15 protein-coding genes are annotated in these 14,941 nt (G+C 70.9%); 6 read left to right on the plus strand and 9 right to left on the minus strand.

All coding sequences use genetic code 11. The annotated features are described in order from the left end of the window. Positions 1-5 precede the first annotated feature (5 nt). Together QC385_RS09150 and QC385_RS09155 are read left to right on the plus strand one after the other, a co-directional pair. The gene (locus tag QC385_RS09150; RefSeq protein WP_279540736.1) at positions 6-1,502 is read left to right on the plus strand and encodes a metallophosphoesterase; all 1,497 of its coding nucleotides are present in this window, start codon (positions 6-8) and stop codon (positions 1,500-1,502) included. A 165-nt stretch (positions 1,503-1,667) separates the two neighbouring features. Further along, the gene (locus QC385_RS09155; RefSeq protein ID WP_279540737.1) at positions 1,668-3,224 is read left to right on the plus strand and encodes an ABC transporter substrate-binding protein; all 1,557 of its coding nucleotides are present in this window, start codon (positions 1,668-1,670) and stop codon (positions 3,222-3,224) included. Between the two features lie 9 nt (positions 3,225-3,233). On the opposite strand, the gene QC385_RS09160 is transcribed toward QC385_RS09155, so the two are convergent. The 8 genes from QC385_RS09160 to QC385_RS09195 all read right to left on the minus strand — a co-directional run bounded on the left by QC385_RS09160 (position 3,234) and on the right by QC385_RS09195 (position 9,610). Beyond that, positions 3,234-3,980, minus strand: coding sequence for a TetR/AcrR family transcriptional regulator (locus QC385_RS09160; RefSeq protein WP_279540738.1), 747 nt, complete (start codon positions 3,978-3,980; stop codon positions 3,234-3,236). A gap of 17 nt (positions 3,981-3,997) precedes the next feature. Then, the gene (locus QC385_RS09165; protein WP_279540739.1) at positions 3,998-4,537 is read right to left on the minus strand and encodes a thiol-disulfide oxidoreductase DCC family protein; all 540 of its coding nucleotides are present in this window, start codon (positions 4,535-4,537) and stop codon (positions 3,998-4,000) included. Between the two features lie 12 nt (positions 4,538-4,549). Further along, positions 4,550-4,957 (minus strand): hypothetical protein, encoded by a 408-nt coding sequence (locus QC385_RS09170; RefSeq protein WP_279540740.1) that lies wholly within the window; start codon positions 4,955-4,957, stop codon positions 4,550-4,552. Positions 4,958-5,502: 545 nt separating this feature from the next. Continuing rightward, a complete protein-coding gene (locus QC385_RS09175) occupies positions 5,503-6,282 on the minus strand; it encodes a succinate dehydrogenase iron-sulfur subunit (RefSeq protein ID WP_086604082.1) in 780 nt (259 codons plus the stop codon). After that, on the minus strand, positions 6,282-8,036 hold the full coding sequence (gene sdhA, locus QC385_RS09180) for a succinate dehydrogenase flavoprotein subunit (RefSeq protein WP_279540741.1): 1,755 nt from the start codon (positions 8,034-8,036) through the stop codon (positions 6,282-6,284). The genes QC385_RS09175 and sdhA overlap by 1 nt, the downstream gene beginning before the upstream one ends. 19 nt (positions 8,037-8,055) lie before the next feature. Then, the gene (locus QC385_RS09185) at positions 8,056-8,538 is read right to left on the minus strand and encodes a succinate dehydrogenase hydrophobic membrane anchor subunit (RefSeq protein WP_150482650.1); all 483 of its coding nucleotides are present in this window, start codon (positions 8,536-8,538) and stop codon (positions 8,056-8,058) included. Between the two features lie 5 nt (positions 8,539-8,543). Continuing rightward, entirely contained in the window at positions 8,544-8,924 is a 381-nt protein-coding gene (sdhC, locus tag QC385_RS09190) for a succinate dehydrogenase, cytochrome b556 subunit (protein WP_279540742.1), read from the minus strand. Positions 8,925-9,115: 191 nt separating this feature from the next. Further along, positions 9,116-9,610: a 2-oxo-4-hydroxy-4-carboxy-5-ureidoimidazoline decarboxylase gene (locus QC385_RS09195; protein WP_279540743.1), complete on the minus strand. Its 495-nt coding sequence runs from the start codon at positions 9,608-9,610 to the stop codon at positions 9,116-9,118. Positions 9,611-9,910: 300 nt separating this feature from the next. On the opposite strand from QC385_RS09195, the gene QC385_RS09200 reads away from it, so the two are divergent. From QC385_RS09200 to QC385_RS09215, 4 genes are all read left to right on the plus strand, one after another. Next, positions 9,911-11,500: a beta-N-acetylhexosaminidase gene (locus QC385_RS09200; RefSeq protein WP_279540811.1), complete on the plus strand. Its 1,590-nt coding sequence runs from the start codon at positions 9,911-9,913 to the stop codon at positions 11,498-11,500. Between the two features lie 96 nt (positions 11,501-11,596). Then, complete coding sequence (locus QC385_RS09205; protein ID WP_279540744.1) at positions 11,597-12,103, plus strand: hypothetical protein; 507 nt, start codon at positions 11,597-11,599, stop codon at positions 12,101-12,103. Between the two features lie 108 nt (positions 12,104-12,211). Beyond that, positions 12,212-12,766: a hypothetical protein gene (locus QC385_RS09210; RefSeq protein ID WP_279540745.1), complete on the plus strand. Its 555-nt coding sequence runs from the start codon at positions 12,212-12,214 to the stop codon at positions 12,764-12,766. A 154-nt stretch (positions 12,767-12,920) separates the two neighbouring features. Continuing rightward, entirely contained in the window at positions 12,921-13,316 is a 396-nt protein-coding gene (locus QC385_RS09215; RefSeq protein ID WP_279540746.1) for a hypothetical protein, read from the plus strand. A gap of 146 nt (positions 13,317-13,462) precedes the next feature. Here the strand turns inward: QC385_RS09215 and QC385_RS09220 are convergent, their stop codons facing one another. After that, positions 13,463-14,833 carry a peptidoglycan recognition protein family protein gene (locus QC385_RS09220; RefSeq protein ID WP_279540747.1) on the minus strand — a complete coding sequence of 457 codons (1,371 nt, stop codon included), beginning with the start codon at positions 14,831-14,833 and terminating at the stop codon, positions 13,463-13,465. Between the last annotated feature and the right edge of the window lie 108 nt (positions 14,834-14,941).

The raw sequence follows: 14,941 nt of genomic DNA on the forward strand, positions 1-14,941 counted from the left end.
ACACCGTGGCCATCGTCTTCTTCGTCCTCGTGGCACTGCTCGTCCTGGCCGTCATCGTGACGGCCAACTGGTACGTGTGGCGCCGCCTGTTCCGCGACACGACCCGCGGCCCGGGCCCGACCCGCCGCGCGGGCGCGGTCCTGATCGCGGGCGGCTGGGTCCTCGCGATCACCGCCCTGGTCGCCGAGCGCTCGGGCGCCCCCTTCTGGCTCCAGCAGGTCCTCGCCTGGCCGGGCTTCCTGTGGCTGGCCCTGTCGATATACCTGCTGCTGGCGGTGGTGGCGGGGGAGGTCGTACGGCCTCTGCTCAGACGGTTCCTGGAACGGCGGGCGAGAGCGGCGGAGCCCGGCCCGGTGACGCGGACCCCCCTGACCGGGACGGACTCGGGGACGACGCCCGGCACCCCGGCGAAAACCGGCCCGCCCTCCGACACGGAGCACCTCTCCGGCACGCCGGCCGCACCGCAGAAGGGCGACGCCGGCGTGCCCGGCGCAGTGCCTGCCGCGGCGGCGGTGGTGGACGGGCAGGCAGAGGCCGGAGCATCCGCTTCCGCCACCGCCCCCCAGCTCCAAGCGGGTCCCGCACCCGCCACACCCGCCACCCCCGACAGCTCACCACAGCCGCTCACGGCCCCGGGCACCACCGACACCACCGCCCCCGCACCCGCCCCCACCGGCCCCTCCCGCCGCCTCTTCGTCTCCCGCGTCGTCGCCGGGGCCGCCGCGGCCGCCGCTGTCGGAACCGTCGGGTACGGGACGTACGGCGTGCTGCGTGGGCCCCAGGTGAAGCGGGTTACGGTGCCGCTGGCCAAACTGCCGCGCGCGGCGCACGGGTTCCGGATCGCCGTGGTCAGTGATGTGCACCTCGGCCCCGTCCTGGGCCGCGGCTTCGCGCAGAAGGTCGTCGACACCATCAACGCGACCCAGCCCGACCTGATCGCGGTCGTCGGCGACCTGGTCGACGGCAGCGTGAAGGACCTGGGCCCCGCTGCGGCCCCGCTGGCCCAGCTGAGGGCCCGTCACGGGTCCTACTTCGTCACCGGGAACCACGAGTACTTCTCCGGCGCGGAGCAGTGGGTCGAGGAGGTCCGGCGCCTCGGCCTCACCCCCCTGGAGAACGCCCGCAGGGAGCTGCCGCACTTCGACCTGGCTGGAGTCAACGACGTGACCGGCGAGGACGAGGGCCAGGGCCCCGACTACGCCCGGGCCCTCGGCGACCGCGACACCGCACGCGCCTGCGTGCTGCTCGCCCACCAGCCCGTGCAGATCCACGACGCCGTCGAGCACGGCGTGGACCTCCAGCTCTCCGGCCACAGCCACGGCGGCCAGCTCTGGCCCGGCAACTTCCTCGCCGCCGCCGCCAACCCGACCGTCGCGGGCCTGGAGCGCTACGGCGACACCCAGCTCTACGTCTCACGCGGCGCGGGCGCCTGGGGCCCGCCCACCCGGGTGGGGGCACCGTCGGACATCACGGTGATCGAGCTGGCGTCGAAGCGGGCCTGACCCTGTGAGAACGCTGTGAAAACGGACCGAAACGCCCATCGGTAAGTTCTTTCCCAACTCGGCAGATCTCCCTTCCGCCAGGTCAAACACCTGTGATTGGGTGAGGCCGCCACAAAGGGGTGTGGCACTGGCACAAGGGCCCAAGGGCCTTGGGAGGCAAGGCCGATGCGATCGGTTCGCATGCGGATACTCGCGGGACTGCTCGTCCTGGCGGCCGTGGCGGTGGGCGCCCGGCAGTTCGTGCCGTCGCAGCGGGACGGCACGACCATCACGGTCGGCACGACGGACGCCGTCACGTCCCTCGACCCGGCCGGTGCCTACGACGCCGGCTCCTGGGCGCTTTTCAGCAACGTCTTCCAGTCGCTGCTCACCTTCGCCCCGGGCGGCACCACGCCCGTGCCGGACGCGGCCAGGAGCTGCGCGTTCGCCGACGGCGACCTCACCACGTACCGCTGCGAACTGCGCTCAGGGCTCACCTTCCCGAGCGGCCGGACGATGACCGGCGAGGACGTGAAGTACTCCTTCGACCGGATCATGAAGATCAAGTCCCCGGTCGGCCCGGCGTCCCTGCTCGACACCCTCCGTTCCGTGGACGCCGACGGGCCGACCGTCACCTTCCACCTGTCCTCGCCCGACGCCACGTTCCCGTTCAAGGTGGCCACCGGTGCGGGCTCGATCGTCGACCGCACCGCGTACCCGGCCACCAAGCTGCGCACCGGCGACGGAGCCGACGGCACCGGCCCGTACACCCTCACCTCCTACACGAAGGACGACAAGGCGGTCCTCGCGCCCAACAGCCGCTACCAGGGCGCCGTCAAGGACGGCGCGGACCGGCACATCACGCTGCGCTACTACGCCACCCCCGGCGCCCTGGACACCGCCTGGAAGGACGAACAGGTCGAGGTCGCGACCCGTCAGCTGCCGCCCGGCGTCCTCGCCGGCCTGAACCCGAGCGACCCCACGCAGCGCGTCTTCGAGGCGGACGGCTCCGAGACCCGCAACCTGTACTTCAACACCCGCGCGGGCAAGCCCCTGCACGATGTGAAGGTCCGGCAGGCCATGGCCTGGCTGGTCGACCGCGAGCGGCTGGCCGCCACCGTCTACGACGGCACCGTCGACCCGCTGTACTCCCTCATCCCGGCGGGCATCACCGGGCACACCGCCTCGTTCTTCGACGACTATCCCGGGCCGGACCCGAAGAAGGCGCGGCAGCTGCTCACCCGGGCCGGCGTGACCCTGCCGGTCCGCTTCACCTACGGCTACGCCGAGGGCCGTGGCGACGGTGCGCAGGAGGCGGCCGAGATCAAGCGGGAGCTGGAGGCGAGCGGCCTGTTCAAGGTCACCCTCCGGGGCTACGGGTGGACCGACTTCCAGAAGCGGTGGGCGAGCGGCGAGCTCGACGCGTACGCCGTCGGCTGGGTCGCCGACTTCCCCGCCCCCGACACCTTCCAGGCCGCGCTCGTCGGCACCGGCAGCGCGATGAACACCGGCTACAGCAGCAAGACCGTCGACCGGCTCATCCGGGACAGCCGGCGCTACGCCGACCGGGGCGAGGCCGACGGGGACTTCCGCTCGGTGCAGCAGACCGTCGCCCAGGACGTGCCGGTGCTTCCGCTGTGGCAGGCGAAGGAGTACGTCGTGACCACCGAGGACGTCGGCGGCGGCCAGTATCTGTCGGACGGCACGGGCGTGTTCCGCCTCTGGAGGCTCACCGGGATCTGACGTCCATGCTCAGGAGCCGGTGCGACGCGGGGCCGCCGGATCCGGGACGGCCCGCGTCATCCCCGGCAGGAAGTCCGTGAACAGCTCGTGCACCTCGCGCACCAGCGGCCGCAGCACCCGGAAGCGGGCCAGGGCGACGCCCCGCGCGGTGAGCCGGGCGCCGCGCTCGGCGAGGCGGTAGCTGCGCTCCCGTCCCTCGGTACGGTCGAAGATCCAGTACAGGACGAGCCCCATCTGGGACAGCCACATCAACTCGGGCAGGATGTCCCGCAGTTCCTCGGGCACCTTGGTCTTCGTCGCCCCGGCCAGCACCTCCCGGTGGACGCTGATGGCCTCCTCGCGCGCGTGCTCCGACTCCGGGGAGAAGGGGCTGAGCGGGCTGTCCGGGTCGGCGGCGTTCTTGAAGAACTGCACCGCGAACTCGTGATAGGGGGCCGCGATGTCCAGCCACGCCCGCAGCACGCCCGCGAGCCGGGCCTCCAGATCGGTCTCCCGGTCCAGGATCTCGCGGACCGCCACCTGGTGCTCGGCGGCGATCCGGTCGTAGAAGCCCTGGATCAGGTGCTCCTTGCCCGCGAAGTAGTAGTACGCGTTGCCGACGGAGACCCCGGCCTCCGTGGCGATGGCCCGCATCGTCGTCTTGTCGTAGCCGCGCTCCTGGAACAGCCGCATGGCCGTCTCCAGGATCAGGGCGCGGGTCTGCTCGGACTTGCTGGGGGTGGCGCCGTCGTCGGGGCCGTCGTTCTTCGCGGGCACGGGAAGAGAGCCTAACGTCAGCGCCCCGGCGCCCGGTGAGGGGCGCAGGTGCCGTCGGCGCAGCCCGGCGCGGTGTAGGTCCAGCCGAGGGAAGGATCGTAGGACCACCCGTCCGCCCGCCGGTACACCCGGCCGCCCCACCGCGCCCCGCCCTGCTGCCCCCGGTTCCACTGCGCCCCGCGCCACTTGGCGGCGGCCAGCACCGCACCCTTGGCGAGCCGGGCGCCGGACGGGGTGCTCAGACGGTGGGCGAGCGGCCGGTGCTCGCGCAGCGCCCACAGGGTGACCACCCAGGCGGCGGGGCCCCGGTAGACCTGCCCGGCGTCGCCGACGACGGTGATCTCGTCGAGGGTGGCGCCGTGGTCGAGGCCGGGAAAGCGCCGCCGGGCCTCCTCGGAGCCGGCCGGGACCAGCTCCAGCGGCACCAGCTGAGGCTGCCGCAGGAGCCAGTCGCGCAGGAACGCGCACAGGGAGCACTCGGCGTCGTACAGGACGGTGAGCCGGTGGACCGGTGCGGGTGTGTTCGTGCCGGTCGCGTTCGTGCCGGTGGCGTTCATGCCGGTCTCCGCTCAGGCCTGCGCCGACGGGGCGGCCCAGCCCTGCGGCGGCACCGGAGGCACCTGCTCCCGCTCCATGGCACCCCGGCGCCGGATCCGGTTGAGCACATAGACGTTGGCCAGGTGCATCACGCCGAGCACCAGCAGCACCACGCCGAGCTTGGTCGACAGGGCCTCGAAGACGCCGCGCGTGTCGGTGATGGTCTCGTCGCCGCTCAGGTACAGCGCGACGAACCCGAGGTTGACGAGGTAGAAGCCGACCACCAGGAGGTGGTTGACGGCGTCGGCGAGCTTCTCGTTGCCGTGCAGCACGTCGGCGAGGAAGATCCTCCCGTTCCGGCTGAGCGTGCGGGCCACCCAGATGGTCAGACCGACGCTGACCAGCAGGTAGATGACGTAGGCGACGACCGTGCGGTCCATTGCCCCACCCTTCTTGAACACGTTCAAAACGCTGTCGTAGATGACCTTAGACCTGTTTTTGAACATGTTCAACACATGCTCCCGGGTGATTGTCAGTGGTGCCTCGTACTGCCGTGGGCAACGGGACGACAGTGGGGGGAGCGGCGGGCGGCCTGGGGCTGGAGATCGCCGAGGAGCGATTGACCGCACGGGAGTTGATCCGGCGCCCTGGCCCTGCGGGCGTTCGCGGGCAACGGACGAGGAGATCGAGCTGACGCCTGGCGACAGCCGACCGCTGCGCTCTGGAGGGCCGCCCGCGGGCAAGGCGATGATGCTGGCGGAGGACGGACCCTTCGATCCTCAGCCAGTTGTGATGGAGCCCGCGATGGTGCCGCAGCGCCGGCTCATTCGCTCGTTTTCGCCTGGCCGGCCCTGAGGATCTCGGCCGCGTCGAGGGTCACCTTTGCGCCGATGGCCTTCACGAGCTCTCTCACCCGATGGTGTGGCACATGCCAGAGGGCCCCGTCTCCAGCGGAGACAGGGCCCTCATCAGCAAGCGGTCGATCTCAGTAGCGGCGCGTGATCAGCGCCCGCTTCACCTCGGCGATCGCCTTCGTGACCTCGATGCCGCGCGGGCAGGCGTCCGTGCAGTTGAAGGTCGTGCGGCAGCGCCAGACGCCGTCGCGGTCGTTGAGGATCTCCAGGCGCTGCTCGCCCGCCTCGTCACGCGAGTCGAAGATGAAGCGGTGCGCGTTGACGATGGCCGCCGGGCCGAAGTACTGGCCGTCGTTCCAGAAGACCGGGCACGACGTGGTGCAGGCCGCGCAGAGGATGCACTTCGTCGTGTCGTCGAAGCGCTCGCGGTCCTCGGCCGTCTGGAGCCGCTCGCGCGTGGGCTCGTTCGTGTCCTTCGTGATGAGGAAGGGCATGACGTCCCGGTACGCCTGGAAGAACGGCTCCATGTCCACGACCAGGTCCTTCAGGACCGTCAGGCCCTTTATGGCCTCGACCGTGATCGGCTTCTCGGGGTTGATGTCCTTGATCAGCGTCTTGCAGGCGAGGCGGTTCTTGCCGTTGATCCGCATCGCGTCCGAGCCGCAGATGCCGTGGGCGCAGGAACGGCGGAACGTGAGGGTGCCGTCGAGTTCCCACTTGATCTTGTGGAGGGCGTCGAGGACGCGCTCCTTCGGGTCGATCTCCAGCTGGAAGTCTTCCCAGCTCGCCTCCGCCGCGACCTCCGGGTTGAACCGGCGGATGCGGAAGGTGACCGTGATGTAGGGGGAGTCGGCGAAGCCGGGCTCGGGCTTTCCGGCCGCGTCCGACTTGTCCAGAACGGGGGTAGCCATCAGTACTTACGCTCCATCGGCTGGTAGCGGGTCTGGACGACCGGCTTGTAGTCGAGACGGACGGTTTCGGAGCCGTCGGCGCCGACCTCGCGGTACGCCATGGTGTGCCGCATGAAGTTGACGTCGTCGCGGTTCGGGTAGTCCTCGCGGTAGTGACCGCCGCGGGACTCCTTGCGGGCGAGCGCGGAGACCGCCATGACCTCGGCGAGGTCGAGCAGGTTGCCCAGCTCGATGGCCTCCAGCAGGTCCGTGTTGAACCGCTTGCCCTTGTCCTGGATCGACACGTTCTTGTAGCGCTCGCGCAGCTCGGCGATCTTCTCGACCGCTGTCTTGATCGTCTGCTCGGTACGGAACACCATGACGTTGGCGTCCATGGTCTCCTGGAGCTCACGGCGCAGCGTCGTCACGCGCTCGGTGCCGGTGGAGTCGCGCAGCTGCTCCACCTGCCCGATCACGAACTCGGCCGGGTTCTCCGGCAGCTCGACGAAGTCCGCCGTCTGGGAGTACTCGGCCGCGGCGATGCCGGCCCGCTTGCCGAAGACGTTGATGTCCAGCAGCGAGTTGGTGCCGAGACGGTTCGCGCCGTGCACCGACACGCAGGCGACCTCGCCGGCCGCGTACAGGCCCGGGACGACCGTGGTGTTGTCCGCCAGGACCTCACCCTCGACGTTTGTCGGGATGCCGCCCATCGCGTAGTGGGCCGTGGGCTGGATCGGGATCGGGTCCGTGTACGGCTCGATGCCGAGGTACGTACGGGCGAACTCCGTGATGTCGGGCAGCTTGGCGTCCAGCTGCTCCGGCGGGAGGTGGGTGAGGTCCAGGTAGACGTGGTCGCCCTCGGGGCCGCAGCCGCGGCCTTCGCGGATCTCCGTGTAGATGGAGCGCGAGACGACGTCACGCGAGGCGAGGTCCTTCATGACCGGCGCGTACTTCTCCATGAAGCGCTCGCCGTCCTTGTTGCGGAGGATGCCGCCCTCACCACGGGCGCCCTCCGTCAGCAGGATGCCCATGCGCCAGATGCCGGTCGGGTGGAACTGGAAGAACTCCATGTCCTCCAGCGGGATGCCCCGGCGGTAGACCGCCGCCTGGCCGTCACCCGTCAGCGTGTGCGCGTTCGACGTCACCTTGAAGAACTTGCCGCAGCCGCCGGAGGCGTAGATCACGGCCTTCGCCTGGAAGACGTGGATCTCACCGGTGGCCAGCTCGTACGCCACCACACCGGCCGAGCGCTTGACGCCGTCGACCTCGGTGATCAGCTGGTCCAGGACGTAGAACTCGTTGAAGAACTCCACGCCCTCCTTGACGCAGTTCTGGTACAGCGTCTGGAGGATCATGTGGCCGGTGCGGTCGGCCGCGTAGCAGGAGCGGCGGACCGGGGCCTCGCCGTGGTTGCGGCTGTGACCGCCGAAGCGGCGCTGGTCGATCGTGCCGTTCGGGGTGCGGTTGAACGGCAGGCCCATCTTCTCCAGGTCGAGGACGGAGTCGATGGCCTCCTTCGCCAGGATCTCGGCGGCGTCCTGGTCGACCAGGTAGTCACCGCCCTTGACCGTGTCGAAGGTGTGCCACTCCCAGTTGTCCTCCTCCACGTTGGCCAGCGCTGCGGCCATGCCGCCCTGCGCGGCACCCGTGTGGGAGCGGGTGGGGTAGAGCTTGGTGAGCACGGCGGTGCGGCTGCGCTTCGTCGACTCGATGGCGGCGCGCATACCGGCGCCACCGGCGCCGACGATGACGGTGTCGTACTTGTGGATCTTCATGATTCTCGCAGCCCCGTGCCTAGCGGATGTTCGGGTCGAAGGTGAAGATCACCAGCGTGCCCAGCAGGATGGTGAACACCGTGGCGGTGTAGAGCAGGCCCTTGAGCCACAGCCGGGTGTTCGCGCGCTCCGCGTAGTCGTTGATGACCGTGCGCAGGCCGTTGGCGCCGTGCAGCATCGCGAGCCACAGCATCAGCAGGTCCCAGACCTGCCAGAAGGGGCTCGCCCAGCGGCCCGCCACGAAGGCGAAGCCGATCTTGGAGACACCGCCGTCCAGCACCAGCTGGATCAGCAGGTGGCCGAGGACCAGCACGACCAGCACCACGCCCGACAGGCGCATGAAGAGCCAGGCGGCCAGCTCGAAGTTGCCCCGGGTGGTCTTCGGGGTCTTCCGGGTGCGCTGGCGCGGGGCCTCGATGAGGGGCGCCGGGTTGTCGACGGTGTAGACGGCGCCGCCCTCGACGGGGCCGACGCCCGCAGCGGTCTTGTCAGTCGTGGACATTGGCGTCAGCTCCCGAACAGTTCACGAGCGGCGTGGCCGAGGACGGGGTAGATCGCCCCGACCATCAGCACGACCCACAGGGCGACGACGGTCCAGAGCATCTGCTTCTGGTAGCGGGCGCCCTTGATCCAGAAGTCGACGGCGATGACGCGCAGGCCGTTGAGCGCGTGGAAGAGGATGGCGGCGACGAGGCCGTACTCCAGCAGCGCGACGATCGGCGTCTTGTACGTGGCCACGACGGTGTCGTAGGCCTCGGGCGACACACGGACGAGTGCGGTGTCCAGCACGTGAACGAACAGGAAGAAGAAGATGAGGACGCCGGTGACTCGATGAGCCACCCAGGACCACATTCCTTCCCGGCCGCGGTACAGCGTTCCAGCCGGCACGGAAGTTTCCTCCGGGAGCGGGGATTGGGGCCGCGCCGGCTTGGTGTGTCGGTCGGGCCCGGCCGGGTACGGTCCACCGGCCCCCAGCATCGTAGCGAGGCGCTGCCGCTGGGCTGAGCCGGGGTCTGGCTGTGTGATCAAACTGGCATGCGTACGGGCTAGCCTTGCGGCTTGTGGGGTGGGGTGTCCTGTTATCGGCCGGGTGCGGGTGGGGTGTGGCTGGCCGCGCAGTTCCCGGCGCCCCTCAGGGCGTGTACCAACCGCTCCCTTGCAAGGCGCCGGAGTTCGTCCGCAACCACCGTCCGCTCCTCCTCCGGATCGTTGGTCAATCGTGACCGGATGCCCTCGAGGATGTGGTCCAGACACTCGCCCCGCGGCACCCCCTCCAGGCAAATGACGAACACATGTCCGAAGCGGGCCTCGTAGGCGGCGTGGGCCGCGCTCAGGGCCGTGTGGGCCGCGGAGTAGGTGTCCGGCGGGAGGGGCGGCAGGGACTCGGCCGCCAGGGCCTCGGTCAGGTCGGGCCAGGTCAGGTCGTAGGCCGCCTCGTCCGCCGCGGCCAGCAGGGAGTCCAGGTCCGGATAGGGGCGGTGTTCCGCGACGCGCCGGGACCAGCGGGGGCTGCGCAGGCAGGAGAGGAGGGTCTGTTCCAGGACCTGTGCGGAGGCTGTGTTGAAGTGCTCCACCGGTATGGCGAGTCCGCCGGGGAGGTCTGGGAGACGGTGCGCAGGCAGCGTGGGTCCTCGTGGGCGTCACGTGTGTCGGCAGGGCATGTTGTGAGAGATGTGACGTCACGCTATCGAGTGCGACCATGACGTGTCCGACGGATGCCCGAATTTCACCCGGGAGAGAGAGATTCGGAACGCGTGGTGGACGCGCGTGGGACGGCGTCGCGTCTTAGGTTGGCGGGTGTGAGTCAGCACAGGCGCCGGGATCCGGCGAAGCAGGCGAAGCAGGGGAAACAGCGGCAGGTGCTGGTCTTGGCCATGGCCGTCGCCCTGGTCGTGGTCGCGGCCGGGGTGAGCCTGGGGCTCTGGGCGGCCTCGGGCGGCGACGGCGGGGCCACCGGGCCGGAGGCCAGATCCTCCCAGGGCCGGACCGCGGCCGCCCCGCACGGCACCTCGCCCGCCCCGAGTCCGAGCCGCTCGTACGCCCTGTCCAAGGCGCCGCGGACGATCCCCGCCGTGCGCGAGCACACCGCGGCGCGCGGCCCGGGCTGGCGTCCCGCGAGCGGGAACCGCGTCGTCGTGGACGACCCGGCGCTGGCCGACGAGGGCCGGCTGGTCGCCGGTGAGCTGGGGCTGGCGTACGAGGGCGAGAAGGACGACCGGCGCGCCGGGGACCTGCGGCTGACGCTGAACGAGGACAAGGGCGCGAACCCGGAGTCCTACGTCATGACCGTGCGCGGCGGGCGGGTGGAGATCAGCGGGCCCGCCGACGCGGGCGTCTTCTACGGCACCCGCACCCTCAAGCAGGAGGTGCACGACGGCGGCACGGCGCCCGAGGGCGTGGTGCGGGACGAGCCGGCCAAGGCGCAGCGCGGGTTCATGCTGGACATCGCGCGCAAGAACTTCACGGCCGACTGGATCGAGGACCGGGTCCGGGAGCTGGGCGATCTGAAGTTCAACCAGCTCGGTCTGCACTTCTCCGACGACCAGGGGTTCCGGATCGAGTCCGACTCGCACCCGGAGATCGTGTCCCAGCAGCATCTGACCAAGGCGCAGGTGCGGAAGATCGTCGACCTCGCGGAGAGCCGGCACATCACCGTCGTGCCCGAGATCGACTCCCCGGGGCACCTCGGCGCGGTCATCGACGCCCACCCCGACCTCCAGCTGCGCACCGCGCAGGGGTCGCCGGTGCAGGGGGCCATCGACATCTCCAAGAGCGAGAGCGCCGACATCGTCGACGACCTGCTGAACGAGTACGCGGATCTGTTCCCGGGCGGGCCGTGGCACCTCGGCGGCGACGAGTACCAGGCGCTGGTGCGCTCCGACCCGGAGGCGTCGTTCCCGCAGCTTGCCTCCGCCGCGCGGGAGAGGTACGGCTCCGGCGCGACGGTCGCCGACCTCACCACCGGCTGGCTCAACGACCGGGCCGACACCGTCCGCAAGCACCAGCGCACCCCGCGTGCGTGGAACGACGGTTTCTTCCGCGGCACCTCCGTCAAGGCGGCCGAGGACATCCAGGTCGCCTACTGGACCGGCAAGGAGATCGGCGCCCGGCAGCCGGCGGAGTACCTGGGCGAGGGCCGGAAGGTGATCAACTACAACGACGAGTTCCTGTACTACGTGCTCGGCCAGCCGCAGACCTTCGTCTATCCGACCGGGCAGCGGATCTACGAGCAGTGGACGCCCCGGGTGCTGCGCGGCACCACGGCCGTGCCGGAGCGCTACGACGGGCAGATCCTCGGCGGGTCCTTCGCCGTCTGGTGCGACCTCGCGAACTCGCAGACGCAGGACCAGGTCGCGGCCGGGATCCGGATGCCGCTGCGGGCGACCGTCCAGAAGCTGTGGGATCCGGACAAGCCGGAGCTGTCCTGGGCGGAGTTCCGGGCGCTTGCGGACAGGCTCGGCTGACCGCACGCGAATTGGCCCGTACGGCTGCGAACCGCCGTACGGGTGTGGTGGTCTTCTGGCGGGAGCCGAATCGAATATGCCGGGGGGAACCGGAGCATGGGGTACTGGGGGTACTTCGTCGTCGGCCGTGGGGAGCGGCCGCTGGCGGAGCTGGACGTGCTGGCGGGGGCGGCGGACGGGATGGTGCGGCGCACCTCGGCGCCGGAGGGGTGGCAGGTCTGGGAGTACCCGAGCAGCGACGGCGACGTCGGGAACATGAACGCCCTCACCCGGGAGACCGGGGCGCCCGCGCTGTTCGGGTACGTCATGAACAGCGAGTGCGTGGTGCTGGAGGCCGCTGCGCCGGAGAGCGGGACGTGGACGACCTGCCTCGCCCGGGCCGCCATGGCCGGGTACCTGGGGGCCGGCCGGGAGGGCCTCACGCTGGAGGACTACTTCCTGGAATCCCGCGACGCCGCCGAGCGCGCCGTCCGCTGGGCCGCCGAGGCCGGGCGCGAAGTGAACGCCGACGCACTGGTGGACGTACTCACTTCAGACCCCGATCCCCTGGCCGAAAACCTCTTCTTCAGCTTCCTCGACCGACTGGGCGTCGTGCCCCTGTGACGTTCCGGGGCCGTTGCGCGCAGTAAGGGGAAGTGCGGGTTCCGTGAGGGGTGAGGGCTGGAAGCGGCCTGGTAGGGCCCTGGACAAGGCCCGCGGAGGGAGGCGTGGATGAGCCTGGTGGAGTTGATCGCACAGGCCGACGAACGCGGGCTGGCCGCGAGCGGGCTGGCTTGTTTGGATCGGTGCGTGCCCCTGCTGGGCGGTGACGACGAGATCCTGCGGCCGCTGTGGGCGAGCCTCACCGACGATGCCGGTACCGGTGACTGGGGGGAGGGACTGGAGCAGGCGCGCGGGAAGCTGGACGCCGCCGGCACCGGGGACGAGGCGGTCGTGCTCGCCCACCGAATGCTCGAGGCCGCCCCCGCCGAGCGGTCCCACGCCGGGGTACGGGTGTGGGCCGACGCCTGTTCCGTCGCCGCCCTCCAGATCCACCGCCTCCTCGACACCGCCCAGGACGACGCCTCCTCGGTCGACGTGCGCCGCGAGGGCCGTACGGAGGGCATGTCGCCGCTCGTCGCCGCGGAACTGCGCCGCCAGATCACCGTCCTGGAAGTCCTGGCCGGACACGGCCCGGCCGGGCTGCGGCGCGCGCTGGAGGTGTCGATCGAGGGCCGTCGGGTGCTGCGCGCGGTCGTCTCGCGCCGGAGTCGGCAGCGGAGCTGAGGAGCGGGCCGCCGACGCTCCTGACCGGCCTAAACCCCCATTCCTGGGAGAGTCCTGTGACCGTCCCCCGGGTGAGGTGGGGCGGTCTTGCGCTGCTTCGGGGAAGTCGCCGGATCCGGGTGACGAATCGCTTCGCCGCAGCGCTTTCCGGGGTGTGACGACTCAAGCGGAAACCAGGCCCTCGGCCGCGGCGAAGCCGCTGCGGTGGGCGGCGGACACGGTGGCGACGATGCGCGAGGGAGCGCGGCTGCACCTCGACTACTCGGCGCAGAGCCTGTGGAGCATCGACCGGATGATCGAGGGGATACGGCGGGAGGGAGCGCCGTCGGCCGCCGTGCAGGAGGTGCTGCGCGGGTTCGGGGCCTACGCCGGTGAGGTGATGGCGCGTCAGGCCGGGGCCGAGTGGTGGGCGACGGGCGGCGACCACTGGATCCGCACCCCCGACGGACGCCTCTGGGACCCGATCGACGAGGCCCGCCGCTGTTACGCCGGGCACGGCTCGCTGCGACTGATGTGCCGGGACGCGACGACCACCGGGCCCCGGCACTAGCGTCGGCGACCGCCGGGCCTTGGCAACGGCGTCAGCGACCGTTGGGCCCTGGCGCTGGTGTCGGCGACCGCCGAGCCCCGGCGCTGGCGTCAGCGATTGCCGCGTCCTGGCACTGGTGTCGGCGATTGCCGGGCCCGGCTCGGGCGTCAGCGTGCGAGCGTCACCGTGGTGTCGTCCTCGGTTCCCGGAGCGGTGGGATCCGGGGCCGGCTCTTCGGGCTTGGCGGCCTTCCCGGCGAGGGTGCGGATCTCGGGCAGGTCGTCGTAGAGGTGCTGGCCGGGGCACTCGGTCGGATAGCCGTCGCGGTGGCCGGAGATGCGGGGCAGCGTGGCCTTCTGGCCCGCCTTGTACTTGCCGTTGTCGGCACCGGCGGTCAGCACCACCGTCCCGGTCGGGTCGATGCCGTACAGGCCGAGCTTCCAGGCCGCGACCTTGGCGACCGACTCGCGCACCGCGGTGTTCGCGGTCGTCTTGTTGTAGTCGCCGAGCACCGAGATGCTGCTGGTGCCGGCGTTGAAGCCGTAGGTGTGCGCGCCGAGGACGGGCTTGTCGATGCCGCCCGCACGCCCCTCGAAGACCGTGCCGCACTTGTCGACGAGGAAGTGGTAGCCGATGTCGTTCCAGCCGTTGCTGCGCACGTGGTAGAGGAACACGCCGCGCACGACGGACGCCGACTCGGCGCAGGAGTAGTCGTTGGTACCCGCGGTGTGGTGGACGAACATCGCCTGGGTGTTGGTGGTGTAGGTGGGCGGGTCCTTCACCAGGGACTCGTCGGCGCCCCAGCCGGAACGCGACGTGACGGCGGGACGCTGGGCGCTGGGCCCACCGGCGGCCGGTTCGACGGCAGCTGGTTCAACGACATCCGGTTCGTCCACGTCCGGTTCATCGACGTCCGCTTCATCGACGTCCGCTTCGTCGACGTCCACTTCGTCGACGTCCACTTCGTCGACGTCCGGTTCGTCGACGTCCGGTTCGTCGACGTCCGGTTCGTCGACGTCCGGTTCGTCGACGTCCGGTTCGTCGACGTCCGGTTCGTCGACGTCCGGTTCGACGACCGTGGTGCGCACGGCGTCCGGCCCGCCGTCCGGGTCGACCAGTTCGACGCGCAGCCCCTCGGGCAGCCGCGCGCCCGACACCCGCACCTGGACGCCGTCCGAGGGCCCGGTCCACAGCGGCTGGGTGCCGCCGCGGACCCCGGCACGGAGGCGGTCGGGTCCGGTCTCGGGCGTACGGACGTCGGTGTCGAGTGGGCGCCACGCGCTCCATTCGCCGCTCTCGCGGGAGCGGGTGCGCACCTGTGCGGTGCCGTCCAGGGCCGCGTCCGGGTCGTCCCAGGTGACACCGATCATGCTGAACGGCTCGGTGGTGCGCGGGGCGAGGGACCGCTCGTGCGGGTCGCCGTCCGGCACCCGGACGGTGTGCACACCGTCGGAGGAGGCCCGGGCGGGTTGGGTGAGGCCGAGCGCGCCGGCGGCCAGGGCGGTGGCGACGGCGGTGTGCAGCAGGAGGCGTGTCATTCGGGGCTCGATTCCGGTCCTCTTGGGGACGGCGTGATGTCGTGAACGTCATTCCCGCCCGCCGGGCCGTCCGTTCGCCCGCCCGGAGAAATCCGGCGAACGGAGGAC

The organism is Streptomyces sp. DH10, from assembly GCF_029813805.1.
In the GTDB taxonomy this organism is placed as follows: Bacteria; Actinomycetota; Actinomycetes; order Streptomycetales; family Streptomycetaceae; genus Streptomyces; species Streptomyces coeruleofuscus.